Origin of the sequence: Pseudomonas guariconensis, from assembly GCF_900102675.1 — a bacterium.
GTDB classification, from domain to species: Bacteria; Pseudomonadota; Gammaproteobacteria; order Pseudomonadales; family Pseudomonadaceae; genus Aquipseudomonas; species Aquipseudomonas guariconensis.
This window is the reverse complement of the sequence record NZ_FMYX01000010.1, coordinates 1-17,552: the sequence shown is the minus strand read 5'-3', so window position 1 is coordinate 17,552 and position 17,552 is coordinate 1. Positions and strand designations below refer to the sequence as shown.

Annotated in this window: 21 protein-coding genes; 8 read left to right on the top strand and 13 right to left on the bottom strand. The window is 61.5% G+C overall.

Going from position 1 to position 17,552, the window contains the following annotated elements:
• The first annotated feature begins 128 nt into the window (after positions 1-128).
• The 4 genes from BLS27_RS24000 (at position 129) to BLS27_RS16730 (ending at position 1,504) form a co-directional block, all read left to right on the top strand.
• A complete protein-coding gene (locus BLS27_RS24000; protein ID WP_043213867.1) occupies positions 129-323 on the top strand; it encodes a hypothetical protein in 195 nt (64 codons plus the stop codon).
• Positions 275-553 carry a hypothetical protein gene (locus tag BLS27_RS23855; protein ID WP_167358110.1) on the top strand — a complete coding sequence of 93 codons (279 nt, stop codon included), beginning with the start codon at positions 275-277 and terminating at the stop codon, positions 551-553. Before BLS27_RS24000 ends, BLS27_RS23855 begins: the two co-directional genes overlap by 49 nt.
• A gap of 277 nt (positions 554-830) precedes the next feature.
• A complete protein-coding gene (locus BLS27_RS16735; RefSeq protein WP_043213872.1) occupies positions 831-1,301 on the top strand; it encodes a hypothetical protein in 471 nt (156 codons plus the stop codon).
• The gene (locus tag BLS27_RS16730) at positions 1,298-1,504 is read left to right on the top strand and encodes a hypothetical protein (RefSeq protein ID WP_043213874.1); all 207 of its coding nucleotides are present in this window, start codon (positions 1,298-1,300) and stop codon (positions 1,502-1,504) included. The genes BLS27_RS16735 and BLS27_RS16730 overlap by 4 nt, the downstream gene beginning before the upstream one ends.
• Positions 1,505-1,532: 28 nt before the next feature.
• Here BLS27_RS16730 and BLS27_RS16725 read toward each other — a convergent pair whose 3' ends face one another.
• The 7 genes from BLS27_RS16725 to BLS27_RS16695 form a co-directional block, all read right to left on the bottom strand.
• A complete protein-coding gene (locus BLS27_RS16725) occupies positions 1,533-1,898 on the bottom strand; it encodes a Na+/H+ antiporter subunit G (protein WP_043213876.1) in 366 nt (121 codons plus the stop codon).
• On the bottom strand, positions 1,895-2,173 hold the full coding sequence (locus tag BLS27_RS16720; protein WP_043213878.1) for a K+/H+ antiporter subunit F: 279 nt from the start codon (positions 2,171-2,173) through the stop codon (positions 1,895-1,897). The genes BLS27_RS16725 and BLS27_RS16720 overlap by 4 nt, the downstream gene beginning before the upstream one ends.
• Complete coding sequence (locus BLS27_RS16715) at positions 2,170-2,658, bottom strand: Na+/H+ antiporter subunit E (RefSeq protein ID WP_070574068.1); 489 nt, start codon at positions 2,656-2,658, stop codon at positions 2,170-2,172. Before BLS27_RS16715 ends, BLS27_RS16720 begins: the two co-directional genes overlap by 4 nt.
• On the bottom strand, positions 2,655-4,334 hold the full coding sequence (locus BLS27_RS16710) for a monovalent cation/H+ antiporter subunit D (RefSeq protein WP_043213880.1): 1,680 nt from the start codon (positions 4,332-4,334) through the stop codon (positions 2,655-2,657). The genes BLS27_RS16715 and BLS27_RS16710 overlap by 4 nt, the downstream gene beginning before the upstream one ends.
• Positions 4,331-4,675 (bottom strand): Na+/H+ antiporter subunit C, encoded by a 345-nt coding sequence (locus tag BLS27_RS16705; protein WP_043213881.1) that lies wholly within the window; start codon positions 4,673-4,675, stop codon positions 4,331-4,333. The genes BLS27_RS16710 and BLS27_RS16705 overlap by 4 nt, the downstream gene beginning before the upstream one ends.
• The gene (locus tag BLS27_RS16700) at positions 4,675-7,590 is read right to left on the bottom strand and encodes a monovalent cation/H+ antiporter subunit A (RefSeq protein WP_090345821.1); all 2,916 of its coding nucleotides are present in this window, start codon (positions 7,588-7,590) and stop codon (positions 4,675-4,677) included. Before BLS27_RS16700 ends, BLS27_RS16705 begins: the two co-directional genes overlap by 1 nt.
• A gap of 150 nt (positions 7,591-7,740) precedes the next feature.
• Positions 7,741-8,691, bottom strand: coding sequence for a DMT family transporter (locus BLS27_RS16695; protein ID WP_090345819.1), 951 nt, complete (start codon positions 8,689-8,691; stop codon positions 7,741-7,743).
• 84 nt (positions 8,692-8,775) lie between these two features.
• Here BLS27_RS16695 and BLS27_RS16690 point away from each other — a divergent pair, with 84 nt between their 5' ends.
• The gene (locus BLS27_RS16690; RefSeq protein ID WP_043213886.1) at positions 8,776-9,339 is read left to right on the top strand and encodes a helix-turn-helix domain-containing protein; all 564 of its coding nucleotides are present in this window, start codon (positions 8,776-8,778) and stop codon (positions 9,337-9,339) included.
• Positions 9,340-9,343: 4 nt separating this feature from the next.
• On the opposite strand, the gene BLS27_RS16685 is transcribed toward BLS27_RS16690, so the two are convergent.
• On the bottom strand, positions 9,344-9,901 hold the full coding sequence (locus tag BLS27_RS16685; protein WP_043213887.1) for a cysteine hydrolase family protein: 558 nt from the start codon (positions 9,899-9,901) through the stop codon (positions 9,344-9,346).
• Between the two features lie 82 nt (positions 9,902-9,983).
• Between BLS27_RS16685 and BLS27_RS16680 the strand changes: the two genes are divergently transcribed.
• Entirely contained in the window at positions 9,984-10,964 is a 981-nt protein-coding gene (locus BLS27_RS16680) for a GlxA family transcriptional regulator (protein WP_043213888.1), read from the top strand.
• A 13-nt stretch (positions 10,965-10,977) separates the two neighbouring features.
• Here the strand turns inward: BLS27_RS16680 and soxR are convergent, their stop codons facing one another.
• A complete protein-coding gene (gene soxR, locus BLS27_RS16675) occupies positions 10,978-11,418 on the bottom strand; it encodes a redox-sensitive transcriptional activator SoxR (protein ID WP_043213889.1) in 441 nt (146 codons plus the stop codon).
• An 87-nt stretch (positions 11,419-11,505) separates the two neighbouring features.
• Here soxR and BLS27_RS16670 point away from each other — a divergent pair, with 87 nt between their 5' ends.
• Positions 11,506-11,886, top strand: coding sequence for a hypothetical protein (locus BLS27_RS16670; protein ID WP_043213891.1), 381 nt, complete (start codon positions 11,506-11,508; stop codon positions 11,884-11,886).
• Here the strand turns inward: BLS27_RS16670 and BLS27_RS16665 are convergent.
• Both BLS27_RS16665 and BLS27_RS16660 read right to left on the bottom strand, forming a co-directional pair.
• A complete protein-coding gene (locus tag BLS27_RS16665) occupies positions 11,865-12,635 on the bottom strand; it encodes an alpha/beta hydrolase family protein (protein ID WP_043213893.1) in 771 nt (256 codons plus the stop codon). The two genes, BLS27_RS16670 and BLS27_RS16665, sit on opposite strands and share 22 nt — an antisense overlap.
• Positions 12,619-13,731 (bottom strand): DUF3182 family protein, encoded by a 1,113-nt coding sequence (locus BLS27_RS16660; protein WP_043213895.1) that lies wholly within the window; start codon positions 13,729-13,731, stop codon positions 12,619-12,621. The genes BLS27_RS16665 and BLS27_RS16660 overlap by 17 nt, the downstream gene beginning before the upstream one ends.
• A gap of 175 nt (positions 13,732-13,906) precedes the next feature.
• Here BLS27_RS16660 and BLS27_RS16655 point away from each other — a divergent pair, with 175 nt between their 5' ends.
• Positions 13,907-15,715: an aminopeptidase P family protein gene (locus tag BLS27_RS16655; protein ID WP_043213896.1), complete on the top strand. Its 1,809-nt coding sequence runs from the start codon at positions 13,907-13,909 to the stop codon at positions 15,713-15,715.
• A 53-nt stretch (positions 15,716-15,768) separates the two neighbouring features.
• On the opposite strand, the gene BLS27_RS16650 is transcribed toward BLS27_RS16655, so the two are convergent.
• Together BLS27_RS16650 and rhtA are read right to left on the bottom strand one after the other, a co-directional pair.
• Entirely contained in the window at positions 15,769-16,050 is a 282-nt protein-coding gene (locus BLS27_RS16650; protein ID WP_043213898.1) for a hypothetical protein, read from the bottom strand.
• A gap of 189 nt (positions 16,051-16,239) precedes the next feature.
• Entirely contained in the window at positions 16,240-17,127 is an 888-nt protein-coding gene (gene rhtA / locus BLS27_RS16645; protein WP_090345816.1) for a threonine/homoserine exporter RhtA, read from the bottom strand.
• Positions 17,128-17,552: the final 425 nt, after the last annotated feature.

The following is a 17,552-nucleotide window of genomic DNA, read 5'->3' as shown; positions in this document are numbered from 1 at the left end:
TTTCGTCTGCTGGGCGCATTTGTTGCCGTAGATGCAATACAGCTGTGCTGGCGCGCGCTTTTTCCGCTTGCCGGGCGGGCGTATGATGGCGATATCGTTAGGTTGCTAATTAAGTTCCGGAGGGGATGATGAATAGCCGAGTCGATGTCGCTGTCATGATTGGTTCAGGTGTACCTGCGACACTGCAGGCCATGGGCCGGCGTGTCTGCTGGGTGGTGTTGGTCAACGGCGAGCGCCGCGGTACGGCCTTTGGCAGTCGCAAAGAGGCAGTCGAATGCCAGGCGGCATGGTTGGCACAGTTGGAAAAGGGCAAAGCCGCCTGAGCAGTGGCCAGGCGTTATTGTTCAAGCCGGCGTGCCAGGTCGCAGGCGTCCTGATGGCGACGCCGAAAACCCTTGATGCGGCCGGTGGTGCGTTCGGCAATATGAAAGAAATCGATGCCGGCGGGAATGACGATAAACCGGGGGTCGCTTCTGCTAAGGCAAGAAATGCGCTTGGACTCTCGACGGATTTCGGTGTTTTCGTGCATATTCTTTCCCCTGTAATGCGCTGATGGATACCGGGCCTGTACTGCAAAGGGCCTGACATTATCTATTGCATCTTTTCCTGCAAATTTGTTGTCAGAACATTACGTTTCCTATTGAAGAAACTGCCGAAAAGCCGTCTTGGGGTCTTGGCTGGCAAGCTAGAGTAACGATTCCTGCCTGCCGCATCGCATGCCTGCACAGACGTTTCGTGCATCGCTTCATTAGTCTTTCATGACATCGACTTGATATGTCTGCGCCCCGGCTTCGGTTGGGGCGCCTGTAACCGGTTCGAGGAATTCTTCATTGGCAGTCAGTACACTGGATACCCACGCGTTGTTCGCCCTGGGCGATTTGCGGGCCAAGTTGGCCAAGCTGTTTCACGGGCGTTTCGTTTATGTCACCGAGCAGAGCCCCGATGGCCTTTACATGGCCGAAATCGATACCGATGACGCTCTGGTGGTCGACAACAAGCAGCACCTTGAATTGAAAGTGGGCGACCACTTCCGCGCGGCAGTATTGCCCAGCCGCGAGGGCGGTAAGCTGGAGCTGCGCTTTCGGGAAATCAAGCTGAACGTCTATGGCGTTGGTGACTATGCCTTCGTTTCGGTGCCGGAAGGTGAAGGTATCGTCTTTCGTGAAGGCCATGGCGTGATGCTGGTGTTCGCGGCGCAGCAACAAGTGCAGGAAGGCCTCGGCAAGTTGCTCAAGGCCGTGACCGGCAAGGTCGCCAAATGGCGAAAGGGCGAGCTGACCACGTTCAAGGCCAGCGAATGAGCGACAAAGCACCCACCGGCAGGGCGCAATTTCATCGAGAATATCAGGCGCAGGCCGTCGAGCAGGCTGAGCGGCTGCTGGCGCAGCGCGAGGCACTGGGCAATGCCTGGCTGGCCTGGGTTGCAGGCCAGCTGTACCAACTCAGCCCGCCTGAATTCGCCGCCATGGTGCGCCGGGAGCTGCAACGCCTGTCGCAGGGGTGAGGCCACCCCCGAGGTTTTGATGCGGGCGTCAGTTTCCGCCGTCCCGCCCACTGCTGACTTCTTCTGGTACAGCCTCTCCCGCTGTGCGCTTGCGGAACAGCGCCGCCCTGGCCAGCAACAGCGTGGTCACAGGTACGGTGATCGACAGCAGCACCGGTATCAGCCAGGCGTGCAATACCGGGCCTTGCTTGAGCCAGGAGAAATACAGGATCGAGGCCAGGCACACGCACCAGGCGCCCAAGGTCGAGGCCAGGGCCGGTGGGTGCATGCGCTGGAAATAATCTTTCAATCGCAGCATTCCCACAGCGCCGATCAGGGCGAACAGACTGCCCGCCAAGAGCAGTAAGGCGGTGACCAGCTCCAGCCAGAGCGGTATATCGAAGGCTTCGTTCATTCGATCACCTCGCCACGCAGAAGGAATTTAGCCAAGGCGAAGGACCCGACGAAGCCGAACAGCGCGATCAGCAAGGCGCCTTCGAAATAAGTGTCGCTGGCATAGCGGATACCCAGGACCAACATCATCAGCATGCCTAGGATATAGAGGTAGTCCAGGGCCAGGACCCGGTCTTGAGCGGAGGGACCACGGAACAGCCTGACCAGTGCCAATGCCATGGCGATGGCAAAGATGAACAGGCTGGCGAGGACGGCGTTGGCAAGCAGGCCGGTCATTCGAAAATCTCCATCAGCGGGCGCTCGTAAGTGTGCTTGAAGTGCTCGATGAAAGCCGCTTCGTCCTCCAGATCGAACACATGCAGCAGCAAGACGCTGCGGTCCAGCGCCAGCTCCGACCAGACCGTGCCTGGTACCACCGTCGTGATCATCGACAACGCCGCCAGACCATGGGCATCGCGCAGCGCCAGGGGAATATGGACGAATGCCGAGCGCGGCGGGCGATGGCCGGCGCACAGCACACCACGGGCCACCAGCAGGTTGGAATGGATGACATCCAGGCCGACACGACAGATCAACCGCACCACCGCCCACGGCCGCCGGACATGGGCGTGCTGGGGACGCAGCGGGGCCATCAGCAGGGGCGCAAGGATACCCAGGGCAGCGCCGAGCAACAGGTTGCCGGGGCTGACTGACAGGTTGAGCAGCAGCCACAGGGCAAACAGCGACAGTGACAGCAGTGGGGCGGGAATCAATCGGCTCATGGCTGCACCTGTATGTCGGCGGTGGTCGGGCCAGGGACCGGACGCGTCGCCATCACCGCCTGGATATAAGTATCGGGCGTTTGCAGGCTGGCGGCCGTGTCCTGGGTGTAGCGCAGCAAGGGTTCGGCCTGGACGCTGAGCAGGATGCACAGACCTAGCAGGATGACGATGGGCAGGCATTCATAGCGGCGCAGCAGGGGAGAAGGACGCTCCTCTGGCTTCCAGAAACGCTGGATACCCACACGGCCAAAGGCGATCAGCGAGGCCATGCCCGACAGGATCAACAGCGCCACCAGGCACCAGGCGGAGGCGGACAGCGGCTGATCGGCCGGCACACCCAAACCTTGGGGATTGAACAACGCGCTGATCAGGCTCAGTTTGCCAATGAAGCCCGACAGCGGTGGCATGCCGATGATCAGCAAGGCGCAGGCGATGAAGCTCAGCCCCAGGAATGCCATGGTCCAAGGAATGATCTGGCCGATCACCGCCTTTTGTTCGTCGTCCAGATTAATGCCTTTGGGTGGGTGCAGCGACTCCAGTGGCGAAGGAATCGCATCGTCCTCTTCATCCAGCGGCGCCTCGTTGGCCGAGCGCGAGCGCTCCACCAGCTCGGCGAGCAGGAACAGTGCGCACAGGGCCAGGGTCGAGCTCACCAGGTAGAACAATGCACTGCCGGTGAGGATCGGCTGGCCGAAACCGATGGCCCCCAGGAGGGTGCCGGCGGAGACCAGGATGCTCAGGCCGGCCAGGCGCTCCAGGCGCTGGGCGGCGAGGATGGACAGTGCCGCCACCGCCAAAGTGGCCAGGCCGCCATAGACCAGCCATTGGCCGCCGAAGTGCGCCGAAGCGCCGGCCTGGCTGGAGAACAGCAGGGTCCACAGGCGCAGCACCGCATACAGGCCAACCTTGGTCATGATGGCGAACAGTGCCGCGACCGGTGCACTGGCCGAGGCATAGGCCGGCACCAGCCAGAAATTCAGCGGCCAGATACCGGCCTTGACCAGGAAGGCCATGGCCAGGATTGCCGCGCCAGCGTGCAGCAAGCCGCGATCAGCCTCCGGCACCAGCGGGATCTTCAGCGCCAGGTCGGCCATGTTAAGGGTACCGGTCACGCCATAGAGCATCGCTGCGCCCACCAGGAACAGCGAGGAAGCGAACAGGTTAATGGCGATGTAATGCAGGCCAGCTTTGACCCGAGCCCGTCCCGAACCATGCAACAGCAAGCCGTAGGAGGCGGCCAGCAGCACCTCGAAGAATACGAACAGGTTGAACAGGTCCGCTGTCAGGAAGGCGCCATACAAGCCCATGAGTTGGATCTGGAACAGGGCGTGGAAGCTGGCGCCCGCGCCATCCCAGCGGGCCCTGGCGAAGAGCAGGGCGCTGACGCCGATGATGCCGGTGAGCGTCAACAGCAGCGCGGACAGGTGATCCACCACCAAGACGATGCCGAACGGTGCGGGCCAGTTGCCGGGCAGGTAGACGCCGATCGATTCGGCCTGACCCTGGCCGCGTACCCAAGTGAGCAAGGTGATGGCGATGCCCAGGCCAATCAGCGTGGACAACAGGTTCAGGCGCCCCTTGAGCGGACGACGCTTTTCGCCCAGCAACAGCATCAAGGCGGCTGTGACCAGCGGCAGCAGGATGGGGGCGATGATCAGTTGGTTCATCAGGCTCATTCTTCACGCTCCCGGCCGTCGACGTGATCGGTGCCGGTCAGGCCGCGCGAAGCCAGCAGCACCACCAGGAACAGTGCGGTCATGGCAAAGCTGATAACAATCGCGGTGAGCACAAGCGCCTGAGGCAGAGGATCGGTGTAATGCAGCAGATCCTGTGTCACGCCTTCCTTGATGATCGGCTCCTTGCCGATGAACAGGCTACCCATGCTGAAGATGAACAGATTGACACCATAGGACAGCAGGCACAGGCCCATGATGACCTGGTAGGTACGTGGGCGCAGGATCAGCCAGACCCCGGAGGCGGCCAGCACGCCAATGGCCACGGCAATGACTTCTTCCATCAGGCGGCTCCTGCTTGGCTGGATTTAGTGGGCGTGCCCGGTCGATAGGCGCGTACCGACTGGTGCGCCAGGGCAGTGAGGATCAACAGCGTGGAGCCGACCACGACGGTGTAGACACCGATGTCGAAGAACAACGCGCTGGCCACGTGCACGTCACCCAGCACAGGCAAGTGCAGATGGGCGGTGTGGGTGGTCAGGAACGGATAGCCCAGGAGCATGGCTCCGGCGCCGGTCAGGGTGGCGCACAGCAGGCCCGTGCCCATCCAGCGCAGCGGTCGCAGGCTCATCTGGGCCTCGACCCACTGGGTACCGGCGACCATGTACTGGAGGATGAACGCCACCGACATCACCAGGCCAGCGACGAATCCTCCGCCTGGCTGGTTGTGGCCGCGCATGAACAGGTACATCGACACCACCAATGCGATCGGCAACAGCAGGCGAACCAGCGCGGCCGGCACCATCATGAAACCCAGGGCGGTGTCGGTGGCATGGCGCGGGTTGATCAAATCAGTGACCACATCTGGCGCCAGCGAGCGCTGCTGGGCCGGCAACTGCATGCTTTCCTTCGGTGGGCGGAAGCGCCGCAGCAGGGCAAATACGGTAAGGGCCACGGCCACCAGGACGGTAATTTCGCCGAGGGTATCGAAGCCGCGAAAATCCACCAGCATCACGTTGACCACGTTGGTACCGCCGCCTTGAGGCAGGGCTCGGCTGAGGTAGAACGAAGAAATGTCGTTGGGCGTAGGACGGGTCAGCATGGCGTAGGACAGCAAGGCCATGCCACCGCCGACCAATACGGCCAGCAGCAGATCGCGCAGGCGGCGAAGGCGCGCACGCTCCTGAGTAGCACCTAGCGCCGAGACGCCTTCGATACGTCGTGGCAGCCAGCGTAGGCCGAGCAGGATGAGCACGGTGGTCACCACTTCGACCACCAGTTGGGTCAGCGCCAAGTCAGGCGCGGAGAACCAGACGAAGGTGATGCAGGTCATCAGGCCGCAGACACTGACCATGATCAGTGCCGCCAGGCGGTGGTACTTGGCCTGCCAAGCGGCGCCGATGGCACAGGCGATCGCGATCAGCCAGAGCGCGACGAACACGCCCGACCCGGGGATTTTCGGTCGATCACCCCAGCTCAGGCCGCTGTCTAGCATCGGCAGGAGCCCGGCGAGGAAGGCCGCCAATGCCAGCATGAACAGTTGCTTCTGCAAGCGGCGGGTGGTCAGCAGCCCTTCAAGGCGGCGGGCCAGCAGCATCAGGCGCACCAGGCCACGCTCGAACAGGCGCTTGCCGTTGAAGCGTTCGATCAGCGGTGGGTGTGGGAAGCGGCCTCGACGCAGTTGCTCGCGCAACAGCAGGTAGAGCACCACACCGCCGCACATGGCGATCAGGCTCATGATCAGCGGGGCGTTCCAGCCGTGCCAGATGGCCAGGCTGTATTCAGGCAAGGTCCCGCCGACCACCGGCAACGCGGCTGCGGCCAGCAACGGGCCGACCGACTGAGCGGGGAAAATGCCCACCACCAGGCACGTCAGCACCAGCAGTTCGACCGGTGCGCGCATCCAGCGCGGCGGCTCGTGGGGGGTATGCGGCAGATCCTGGGCGGTGGGGCCGAAGAAAACGTCGACGGTAAAGCGCAGCGCGTATGCCACGCTGAAAGTGCCCGCCAGGGTGGCAATCACCGGCAATGTGGCCTCGACCCAGGCGGTGGAGCTGATGAACACGGTCTCGGCGAAGAACATCTCCTTCGACAGGAAACCGTTCATCAGCGGAACGCCGGCCATCGAGGCGCTGGCCACCATGGCCAAGGTGGCGGTGAACGGAATCAGGCGGAACAGCCCGTTCAGGCGACGAATGTCACGCGTACCGCTTTCATGGTCGATGATGCCGGCGGCCATGAACAGCGAGGCCTTGAAGGTGGCATGGTTGAGGATGTGGAACACCGCGGCCACGGCGGCCAGCGGGCTGTTCAGGCCCAGCAGCAGGGTAATCAAGCCCAGGTGGCTGATGGTGGAATACGCCAGCAGGCCCTTGAGGTCGTTCTGGAACATGGCGCAGAAGGCGCCGAGCAGCAGGGTCATGGCACCTGCACCGCCGACGATCCAGAACCATTCCTCGCTGCCCGAAAGCACCGGCCACAGCCGGGCCAGCAGGAACACTCCCGCCTTGACCATAGTGGCCGAGTGCAGGTACGCAGAGACGGGGGTTGGCGCTGCCATCGCATGGGGCAGCCAGAACTGGAAGGGGAATTGGGCGCTCTTGCTCAGCGCACCGATCAGGATCAAGGGAAGCAGGATGGGATACAGCGCATGTTGGCGAATCAGGTCGCCGGCAGCCAAGACCTTGTCCAGGTCGTAGCTGCCGACCACATGGCCGAGCAGCAGCACCCCGACCAACATGCACAAACCGCCGGCACCTGTGACCATGAGCGCCATGTAGGCGCCCCGGCGAGCATCACTGCGGTGGTGCCAGTAGCCGATCAGCAGGAAGGAGAACAGGCTGGTCAACTCCCAGAAGAACACCAGCTGAATGAGATTGCCGGAAATCACCAGGCCGAGCATGGCGCCCATGAACGCCAAGAAAAAGGCAAAGAAGCGGGGCACAGGGTCCTGGGGCGACATGTAGTAGCGCGCATACAGCGACACCAGCGTACCGATGCCGAGCACCAGCAGGGAGAACAGCCAGGCGAAGCCGTCCATGCGCAGGACCAGGTTCAGCCCGAGGCTGGGCAACCAGAGGAACTCCTCGCGGATGACGCCGCCATGGGCGATCTGCGGGTACAGCAATGCTACCTGGATGGTGCCCGCCAGGGCGACGAGCCCGGCGAGAATGGACTCTGCGTTGCGTGCGTTGTGCGGCAGCACGGCTGCCAGGCAACTGCCCACGAACGGCAGAAGCAATAGCACTATCAATGACATAGCGTTCTAATCTGGAGGAGTTTGCCAAGGATCATACGTGCCGAGGAGTTGATCACCAACACGCAAGCGGTTGAACATTCCTACATATGGGGTGTGAAAAGCTGTTTTTTTATAACAGTTTTTTTCAAAGCATAGCTGCTGAGCGGGACTTCACAGGCCTGGTTCGCGTTCGTGAGCGTCGCGGCTTTCTTGCGTGGCCGGCCCCTCGTCGGTGCGGCGGATCTTCAATTCGCTGACCACCACGGCGATCACGATCAGCAAGCCCCCAAGCAATGCCAGGCCTGGCAGTCGCTCCCCGGCGATGCGCCCGACGATGCCGGCCCACACCGGTTCGCCGGCGTAGATGAGGGTGGCGCGGGTGGGGGATACGGATTTCTGCGCCCAGTTCATCGCTACCTGGATCACCGCGCTCATGGCGCCCAGGCCGATGGCGCTACATAGAAGCAGCCAGGAGAAGTCCGGGATGCGCTCCTGGGTCGGAACGATCATGAGAAAGGCCAGGGCCGAGGCGGTTAGCAGTTGAACCACCGTGACACGACGCACATCGACTTGGCCGGCATACCGGCTGATCAGGATGATCTCGGCTGCGATGGCCACGGCGCTGACCAAGGTCAGCAGCTCACCTTCGCTGAGGTTCAAGGTTCCGCTATCAGGGCCTGCCACCAGCACCAAGCCGATGAAGGCCAGGCAAATCCCGAGGCTTGGCATCAGCCCCGGGCGACGCCCGAGCACCAGCCACTGCAACAGCGGCACGAAGGGGACATAAAGGGCTGTGATGAACGCCGACTGGCTGCTGCTGATGGTCTGCAGGCCCATGGTCTGCAAGCCATACCCCAGCATGATCGATACGCCGATGAGCATGCCGGCCTTGAGCTCGGTCAGGGTCAGCCCCGGTAGTGAGCGCGCCGACACCAGGCCCACGAACAGCGCTGCGGCGGCAAAACGCAGGCCGACGAAAAACATCGGGCCGCTGACAGTCATGACGTTATGCACCAACAGGAAAGTGCCACCCCAGAGCATGGTGATGAATACCAGTACCAGTTCTGCCTTGCTCAAACGCAGGGATATGGTGGTTTTCGACGGGCTGGAGGATGGAGTCATGGTCTTGCGCGCTCAAAGAGGGCGGCGCACAATCCGCCGCAAAGTGGGCAGTATACTGCGCAATCCTAATCTGTGAGCAATATAGTGCACAAAGATGCCTCGCACCGTGCTTCGGTGCTGCAACATGTCAGTCAGAACATCCGCCAACTGCGCCATGCCGCGGGGTTGAGCCAGACGGCCCTGGCTGAACGATCCGGGGTCAGCCGGCGCATGCTGGTCGCCATCGAGGCGGGTGAAAAGAACGTCAGCCTGACGACGCTCGACCTGATCGCCGAAGCGCTCGGAGTGGTCTTCAGCACGCTTATCCAGGCGCCTGGACAACGCGATCCGAGCCGAATCAACGAGCTGGCCTGGGCAGGCGAGCATCCACTAAGCAAGGCCGTGCTGTTGGGCAGCAGCCCCGCCATGCGTGAAGTCGAATTGTGGGAGTGGACCCTGGCGCCAGGGGAGTGCTATGTCAGCGACGCTGACGCCGAGGGGTGGAGCGAGCAGATCTACGTGGTCGCAGGTTGCTTGACACTACTGATCGAATCGCGCGAGCTTCGCTTGCAGGTCGGCGAGTTCCACGTGTTTCCCAGCAATTGCCGGTACGCCTATCGCAACGACGGCAGCGAGCCCACGCGGTTCGTGCGCAATGTGGTGATATGACCTTTCAGGCACCGTATTCGCCGAGCAGTTGCTCGGTGCTCGCGACGCGGGCATAGGCGAACGCCAAGGCAGCCATGGAAGCGGCGTGGACCTGGGCGGCAGGAACTAGCTCGCCGGCAAACTCCAGAGGTAGCGTGGCGCAGGCATCATGGGCCACTGTGACTTGGTAGCCATGATCGGCGGCGGCGCGCGTCGCGGCATCGATACACATATGGCTCATGCTGCCGACGATGGTCACGGCCTTGACCTGATGCTCGTCCAGCAGGGACTTGAGATCGGTATCGCGGAAGGCGTTGACCTGATGCTTGAGCACCACCGGTTCTCCCGGCGCTGGTGCGACCTTGGGATGGATCTGCGCGCCCTTGGAGGCCGGAGCGAAGAACGGCGCGTCGGCGCTGTCGAACTCATGGCGTACATGCACCACCAAGTCGCCCCGCTCGCGAGCGGCATCGAGCAGGTGGGCGGCGTTGTCGGCGGCTGCATCGGCGCCGTCGAGGGTCCACTTGCCGCCGGGGAAGTAGTCGTTCTGGATGTCGATGATGATCAGGGCCTGCTTGCTCATGCTGCCTCCTATGGCAGTAGTGGTTGGATGTGGATAGTTATAGGCTTGGACGACCACCTCTGGGATTGGCGCGATCGACACAATGACGGCAAAAACTGACAGCCCCAACATCCTGGAAATCGGCGTGTTGATCTATCCCGGCGCCCAGGGTGCGGCGGTGATGGGCCTGACGGATCTGTTCGCGGTAGCCAACCGGGTGGCCGCGGAACTTGGAGCGGGCGATCTGCCGAGGTTGCGCGTCAGCCATTGGCAGGTCGAGGGCGACGGGCAGGTTCGGGCTATCCATGACAGCTTGCCGCAACCTTCGCATGAGGTACGTGCGTTGGTGATTCCGCCAAGCCTGGCGTCGGCCCCCGGGCCTACGGTGCTCGAGCATCATCGCGCCGCGCTCGGCCAATGGCATGGGCAGGGCGCGGTGCTCGCCTCGGTGTGCATCGGAGTGTTCTTCATTGCCGCCAGTGGTTTGCTCGATGGCCGTCAGGCCAGCACTCACTGGAACTACGCGCAGGCACTGGCCGAGCGCTTTCCCAATATCGAGGTGGTGGCCAATCAGCCGTTGCTCGATGATGGCGACATCATGACCTCGGCAGGTCTGATGGCCTGGACCGACCTGGGACTGCGCCTGCTGGAGCGCTTTCTCGGCGCGACCCTGGCCCGTGAGACCGCACGCTATTTGGCCGTCGAGCCTCTTGCCACGACCTCACCCGGCGCACGCTTCAACCCGCGGCTGGACCATGGCGACGAAGCAGTGCTCAAAGTCCAGCACTGGTTGCAGGGAAGTGGCGCGCAGGAGGTGGACCTTACGACCATGGCGTTGTGCGCAGGTCTTGAGCCGCGCACTTTCTTGCGTCGCTTTCGAGCGGCGACCGGCATGCGGCCAACCGAATACTGCCAACAGGTACGGGTGGTGAGGGCGTGCCGGCTACTGGAGTTCACGCGGCGCAGCGTAGATCAGATCGCCTGGGGCGTGGGCTATCAGGATCCGGGAGCGTTTCGCAAGGTCTTCCAGCGCATCACCGGATCGACACCCAGCGATTACCGCCGGCGCTTCGTCCAGGCATGACAGACTGCGGTTGTCATTGCGGATGCGGCCCTGGCCCTTCCTCGGCCAGGCGGTCCTGATGATTGCGCAGCGGGCACTCTTTGAGTGACAGGCAGCCGCAACCGATACAGCCGTCCAGCTGGTCGCGCAACAGGGTCAGTTCGTCGATACGGCGATTGAGGTCCTCACGCCATCGCGCCGACAGCCGGCGCCAGTCCTCGGCGGTCGGTACGTGATCGTTGGGCAGGCTGTCGAGGGCTTTGGCGATGTCGGCAAGGGCGATACCCAATCGCTGGGCCATCTTGATCACGGCGACTCTACGCAGCATCGAGCGCGGATAGCGGCGCTGGTTGCCGGCGTTGCGCGTACTGTGGATCAGCCCCTTGGTTTCGTAGAAGTGCAATGCGGTGACCGCCACGCCGCTTCGGGCCGCCAACTGGCCGACGCTCAGCATCATCTGATGGGTGCCAGACATGGAAAAAATCCCTTGACCTTGAGTTAACTGGAGGTTTTAGCCTTGTTAGCCATCGTGCAGCAAGCATCCGCAACAAGGAGACTGTCCATGGCGGCTCAGCCCCATTCTTTATGGTTTACCCAGATGATTGAATACGAAGTGCCGGCAGCTTGCCAGCATGCCTTGGCTGATGCCTTGGTAGTGCGCAGTGAAGAGCTGGCAGTGCGTTGTGACGGTTTGCTTGGCGTCAGTATTCAAGCCAGCGATGACGGCAGTCGGGTGCTCCAATACCTGCAATGGCAATCACGCCATGAATGGGCAGCGGCTGCCAGCTTCTTCGTCGAGGAGCCGTTTCTCGACCTGTTGTGCCAGCACCAAGCACGGGGCGTGAACTTCGCCGCCTTCCAGACGTTGCGCAGCCTCGTACGAGGCGAGGATGGCGGTCTGCATTGCCAGGTCGGTGAGCCTCAGGCATACCACGGGGCGTAATGCGGGTAACGGTCCAGACGGGCGCCGATGACCATTTCTGCGATCCAGGACGCGAGGATCGAACTGTAGCCTTTCTGGCTCTCTTCGCTGGACAGCGCATGATCCGCCCCATCGACGATGCGATGGGTCAGAGAATGGGCAGCAACGAACGCCGAGCGATAGCTCATCAACGTATTGTGCGGCACATAATCATCATGCTCGGACTCCACCAGCAGCACATCGCCTGTGAATTCGGCGCAAGCTGCCAGGGCGCGATTGTCGGCTGGGCCCAGAATCCGCTGGCGATAGTTGTTCAGGCGCTGGCGGTCCAAGGCTTGCTTGGGGGTGCCCCAGTCTTCGTCCCAATACAATGCCGGGACCCGCAAGGCAAGCCATCTGACTGGCCGCTGAGTGGTGAGCAAAGTCGCCAGGTAGCCGCCATAGCTGCTGCCAATCAGCGCGATGGCGCTCGGGTCCACTGCTGGGTGGCTGGCCAGGCGGTCATAGGCGGCCAGAAGGTCTTCGAGGTTCTGTTGGCGGGTGACGGTCAATCGCTGACTTTCGGTCTTCTCGTGGCCGCGCAGGTCGAAGGTCATGCACACGCAGCCTAGGCCGGTGATCTGTCGTGCCCGTGCCAAGTCGCGTTGCTGGCTGCCGCCCCAGCCGTGGACGAAGAGAATGGCCGGCATCTTGCTGCCGGGGCTGACCACGGTGCCGGCGATGCGGCCGTCCTCGACCTGCAACTCTACGGTTTCACTCTGAATGGTCATGGTGGCGTATCCGTGCATATTTGCTGAGTTGTCCAAGTTCACTGTCGTTTCCTTGGTAGAAAAGTGTGGCGTCGGCCGGCAATTTGGCGGTACCGAAGACTTCATGGCTCGAAGCGCGTACCTGCAACAGGGCTGGGTCATCGGCGAAGGCCTGCAGGGCCAGGACCTCGGCGCTGCTGGCACCGCCCAGGCGCCAGGATTGCTCTAACACCCCGCTGCGCAGGTGCTGGCGCGCGTCCAGACCGCGGGCGATATCGTAGTTGCGGCGCGAAGCGATGAAGCCTGGAAAGTGCTGCTGGGCGGCGCGTTCGTAGGTCATGGCCTGGGTGATCGCCAGACGCAGATGATCTTCCAGTGGCAGTTGCAGCAAGGCCTCATAGCCCCCTCGAACCACGATCAGGTCCGAGCCACCGTAGATTTCGGTGCCCGAGTGATCGTGAGTCAGGCGTTGGGTGCCGTAGTAGCTGCAGCTCAATTGTCCCACCCGCACCTGGCCGACACTGAAGGTCTGTACTTGTTCCAGATGCTCTTCGAGCACGAGGCCAACGAGCGCCAACGCCTTGTCGTCCATTTGCGCAAGCATCGGTTCGAGGTCCTGTGCCTCTTCGATCACGGCTTGTCCTCGCCCGGCGCAGGCCAGTACCGGCTTGACCCGCAGCGGACCCTCGTTTAGCAGCAAGCGCGCAGCTTGCCGAGCGTCGGCTTTGCTGAAAACGGTATAGCCCCGCAAGAGGGCATCGCACGCGTCCTGGGCGAAGGCGTCGCTCCAGCCGGGCGGGAAGCTGGCATTGGCTGGCAAAGGGTGGGAAATCGCCTTGGTCGCCACGAATGGGAAAGGCACCACACCACCGAACAGGTCGTCTTCGTCGAGGATGCCCATGGCGCGGTAGCGTTGTGAATCAACCAGGGTTTCGGTGGGCAGATAATAGAAGGCACCGGTGCTGGTCGAGGGCAGTCGGGTTTCCACACGATCGATACCCAGCAGTCGAGCCAGGTAATTGGCGATTTTGAGATGGACCGCGTGCTCGTGCTCGGGGGTGTGTTCACGTGTGTCGAGCAGGACAACGGCGGTTTTCGGGTCGCTGGACTGGGGCATAGGCGAAGTCTGTCCGCTGGGATGTATGGAGTCTGAAGGCACTTGGGCGGGCAAAGTTCAGCCGACATGATCAATGGCCGTGGCTCGCCGATGCCGCGCGGCGATTGCAGGGCATGGCCGGCTGCTCCATTATCAACGGCTTGGAATAGCCGATGGTGTATCCGCAGGAGTGCGCATGAACATTCAGTCCCCGATTCAGCAAAGCGTTCCGGCCCGCCTGGCGCGTGTGCGCGAGATAATGGCCGGCGAAGGCGTGGATGCCTTGCTGGTCCCCTCGGCTGACCCCCATCTATCCGAGTATCTGCCAGGGCACTGGCAAGGCCGCCAGTGGTTGTCTGGCTTTCATGGCTCAGTAGGGACTTTGGTCGTCACGGCCGATTTCGCCGGGCTGTGGGCCGATAGCCGCTACTGGGAGCAGGCCCAGCATGAACTGGCGGGCAGTGGCATCGAGCTGATGAAGTTGCTGCCTGGCCAACCAGGGGCGCTGGAGTGGCTTGGTGAGCATGTTCGGTACCAGGGAACGGTGGCCGTCGATGGAGCAGTGATGGCGTTGGCCTCCGCCCGGCAGTTGCAGGAGCGACTGAAGGCCCGCGAAGTGCGCTTGCTGACCCATCTGGATTTGCTGGAGCGGGTCTGGGACGGGCGGCCGGCTCTGCCAGGCAATCCGGTCTACCAGCATCTACCGCCTCATGCGACCGTCAGTCGTGCGGAAAAACTTGCCGAACTGCGGCAGACCCTGACTGAGCGCGGCGCCGATTGGCACTTCATCGCCACTCTCGACGACATTGCCTGGTTGTTCAACCTGCGCGGCAGCGATGTCTCCTACAACCCGGTATTTGTCTCCTTCGCGTTGATCGGGCAGGAGCAGGCAACGCTGTTCGTCGGCCTGGACAAGGTCGATGATCACCTGCGCCATGTGCTGGCGGTCGATGGGATCTCGGTGCGCGACTATGCAGAAATCGGCCGGGCCTTGGCCGCGATACCCCCAAATGCCCGCTTGCTGGTGGATCCGGCCCGTGTCACCTGTGGCTTGCTGGATCACCTGAGCGCCGATGTGCAATTGCTCGAGGGTATCAATCCGACCACCTTGAGCAAGTCCCGCAAGGGCGAAGAAGATCTGGTGCATATCCGTCAGGTAATGGAGCAGGACGGCGCGGCGTTGTGCGAATTCTTCGCCTGGTTTGAGGCCAACTTAGGCAAGCAAACCATCACCGAGCTGACTATCGACGAACGATTGAGCGCGGCGCGTGGGCGCCGGCCGGGGTTCGTGTCGTTGAGTTTTTCCACCATCGCAGCGTTCAACGCCAACGGTGCCATGCCGCATTACCGGGCGACTGAGCAGTCCCATGCGGTGATCGAAGGCGATGGTTTGCTGTTGATCGATTCTGGTGGCCAATATGTAGGGGGTACCACTGACATCACCCGGATGGTGCCGATCGGCGTTCCCAGCCTCGAGCAGAAGCAGGATTGTACCCGTGTGCTCAAGGGCATGATTGCATTGTCGCGGGCACGCTTCCCCCGCGGGATCCTGTCGCCGTTGCTCGATGCCATCGCCCGCGCGCCGATCTGGGCTGACCAGGTCGACTATGGGCATGGCACCGGGCATGGCGTGGGCTATTTCATGAATGTCCATGAGGGGCCACAAGTGATTGCCTATCAGGCGCCGACTCTGCCACAGACGGCCATGCAAGTGGGCATGATCAGCTCCATCGAGCCTGGTACCTACCGGCCAGGAGCCTGGGGGGTGCGGATCGAGAACCTCGTTGTGAACCGCGACGCTGGCAAGAGTGAGTTTGGCGACTTTCTCTGTTTCGAAACCTTGACCTTGTGCCCGATCGATACCCGTTGCTTGATCCCAGAGTTGCTTGGGCAGGACGATGTGCAGTGGCTCAACAGCTACCATGCGACGGTACGTGAACGACTGGCGCCATTGCTCAAGGACGAAGCCTTGGCCTGGCTCGAGGCACGCACTGCGCCCCTTTGATGGGGAAGGGCAGTAACGAGAAAGGGCAGCCGATGGGCTGCCCTTTTTTCATGTCATTTGCACAGGACGATCATGCTGCGGCTGGTGTAGCCGGCAGGGTTGATGCCGAATAGGTAGTCGCCCGGCTCCTCATCGGTTTCGCCGGAGCGGGCGATGACTTTGTAGCCACGTTTGCCACAGGAGGTGGCCGCTTTGCTGTAGCACTTGTCCCAAGAAGAGGACAAGCCTGAGCAGTTGATGTGCAAGCCCTTCTTTCCCCGTTTCACCTCCGTCTTGGAGGTGGCGGCGCATCCAGCAATGGCCAAGATGACCAGGATGAGAAAAATACGTTTCATTCCTGTCCTTAAAAGCAGAGCCGACCAGCACGTCTGGCTCTGTCGTTTTCGCTCTTTTCTTCCTGAAGGTTCTCCAACATCCCTGTTTTTACAGTAGATAGCGTAAAGATCAAATTTTTATGACAGCTTAGTCAGGCAGGCAGGGTGAGACAATCGGAAATTCCCTGTCAAATGAAAAGATTTCTCATGTCAGTCTGCCGCTACGGCGGCCGGTGCTTCCCGGCGCATGGACAACGTTGCGCCTACCGATGCAGTGATGATGGCCAGAATCGCCAGCCACTGGGCGATTGTCAGCACTTCACCCAAAAACAGCAGGCCAGAAAGCGCCGCAATGACAGGCTCAATGCTCATCAAGGTGCCGAAGGTCCGTGCGGGCATCTTGGTCAAGGCAATCATTTCCAGGCTGTAGGGAAGTGCTGTCGAGAGAATCGCGACACCGAGGGCCACCGGAAGCAGGGCAGGGGTCAGCAGTGCGCTGCCGGCATGGGCGATGCCAATGGGGGCGACGAATAGTGCGGCGACCAACACGCCAAGGGCGGCGGTCTGGATGCCATGTTCGGACCCTGCGCGTTGCCCATAAAGAATGTAGAGCGCCCAGCAGACCCCGGCGCCCAAGGCATACGCAGCGCCTGTTGGGTCGATGGCATGATCGGATTGGCCGATCGGGATCAATAGCAGCAAGCCGATGACTGCCAGTCCGATCCAGAGAAAGTCCATGACCCGTCGCGAGGCCAGGAGTGCCACGGCCAAGGGGCCGGTGAATTCCAGAGCGACAGCGATTCCCAGCGGGACGGTGCGCACAGCCATATAAAAGAGAAGGTTCATCCCGCCCAGTGCCAAGCCGTAGATAACCACGCTGCGCAGGGCTGCGGTGCTCATGCGCACTCGCCATGGTCGAAGCAGCAGTAACATGATGATACTGGCGAACACCAAGCGCAGCGCGGTGGTGCCTTGGGCCCCGACGACAGGGAACATGGTCTTGGCCAGAGAAGCGCCAGATTGAATCGATGTCATGGCAATGATCAGCAAGCCGATAGGAAAGAGTGTGGCGGCCAGGCTGCGGGGCTGGATGTTCATTTAGGGCAGGCAATCCTTTTGAGAGGGTAACGCGGTGTGCGCACTATAGTGCGCAATGGGGCAGGTGGGTCGCAAGAGTATAAAGGTGATGTTTTTTTAAATACCTGTTGACGGGGGTTCGAATCTCCTTATAATGCGCCCCACTTCCGACGTAGTCGAAACGCAAAACTCCTTGATAATCAACGAGTTGAACGCTTCAGGTAATATCGGAAGGGCTTCGGTCTTCTGATCGGCAGCGGTGAAAAAGGCAGTTGACAGCAGGTTTTAACGCTGTATGATTCGCCTCCCGCTACGAGAGATCGCAGCGAGTTAAGCGGTTGAAGTTGAACGGGTTTCTCGGAAAAAACTTCAAAATAAACGCTTGACAGACTTAGAGGAAAGCGTAGAATGCGCGGCCTCGGTTGAGCAAAGCGCTTAACCAAATC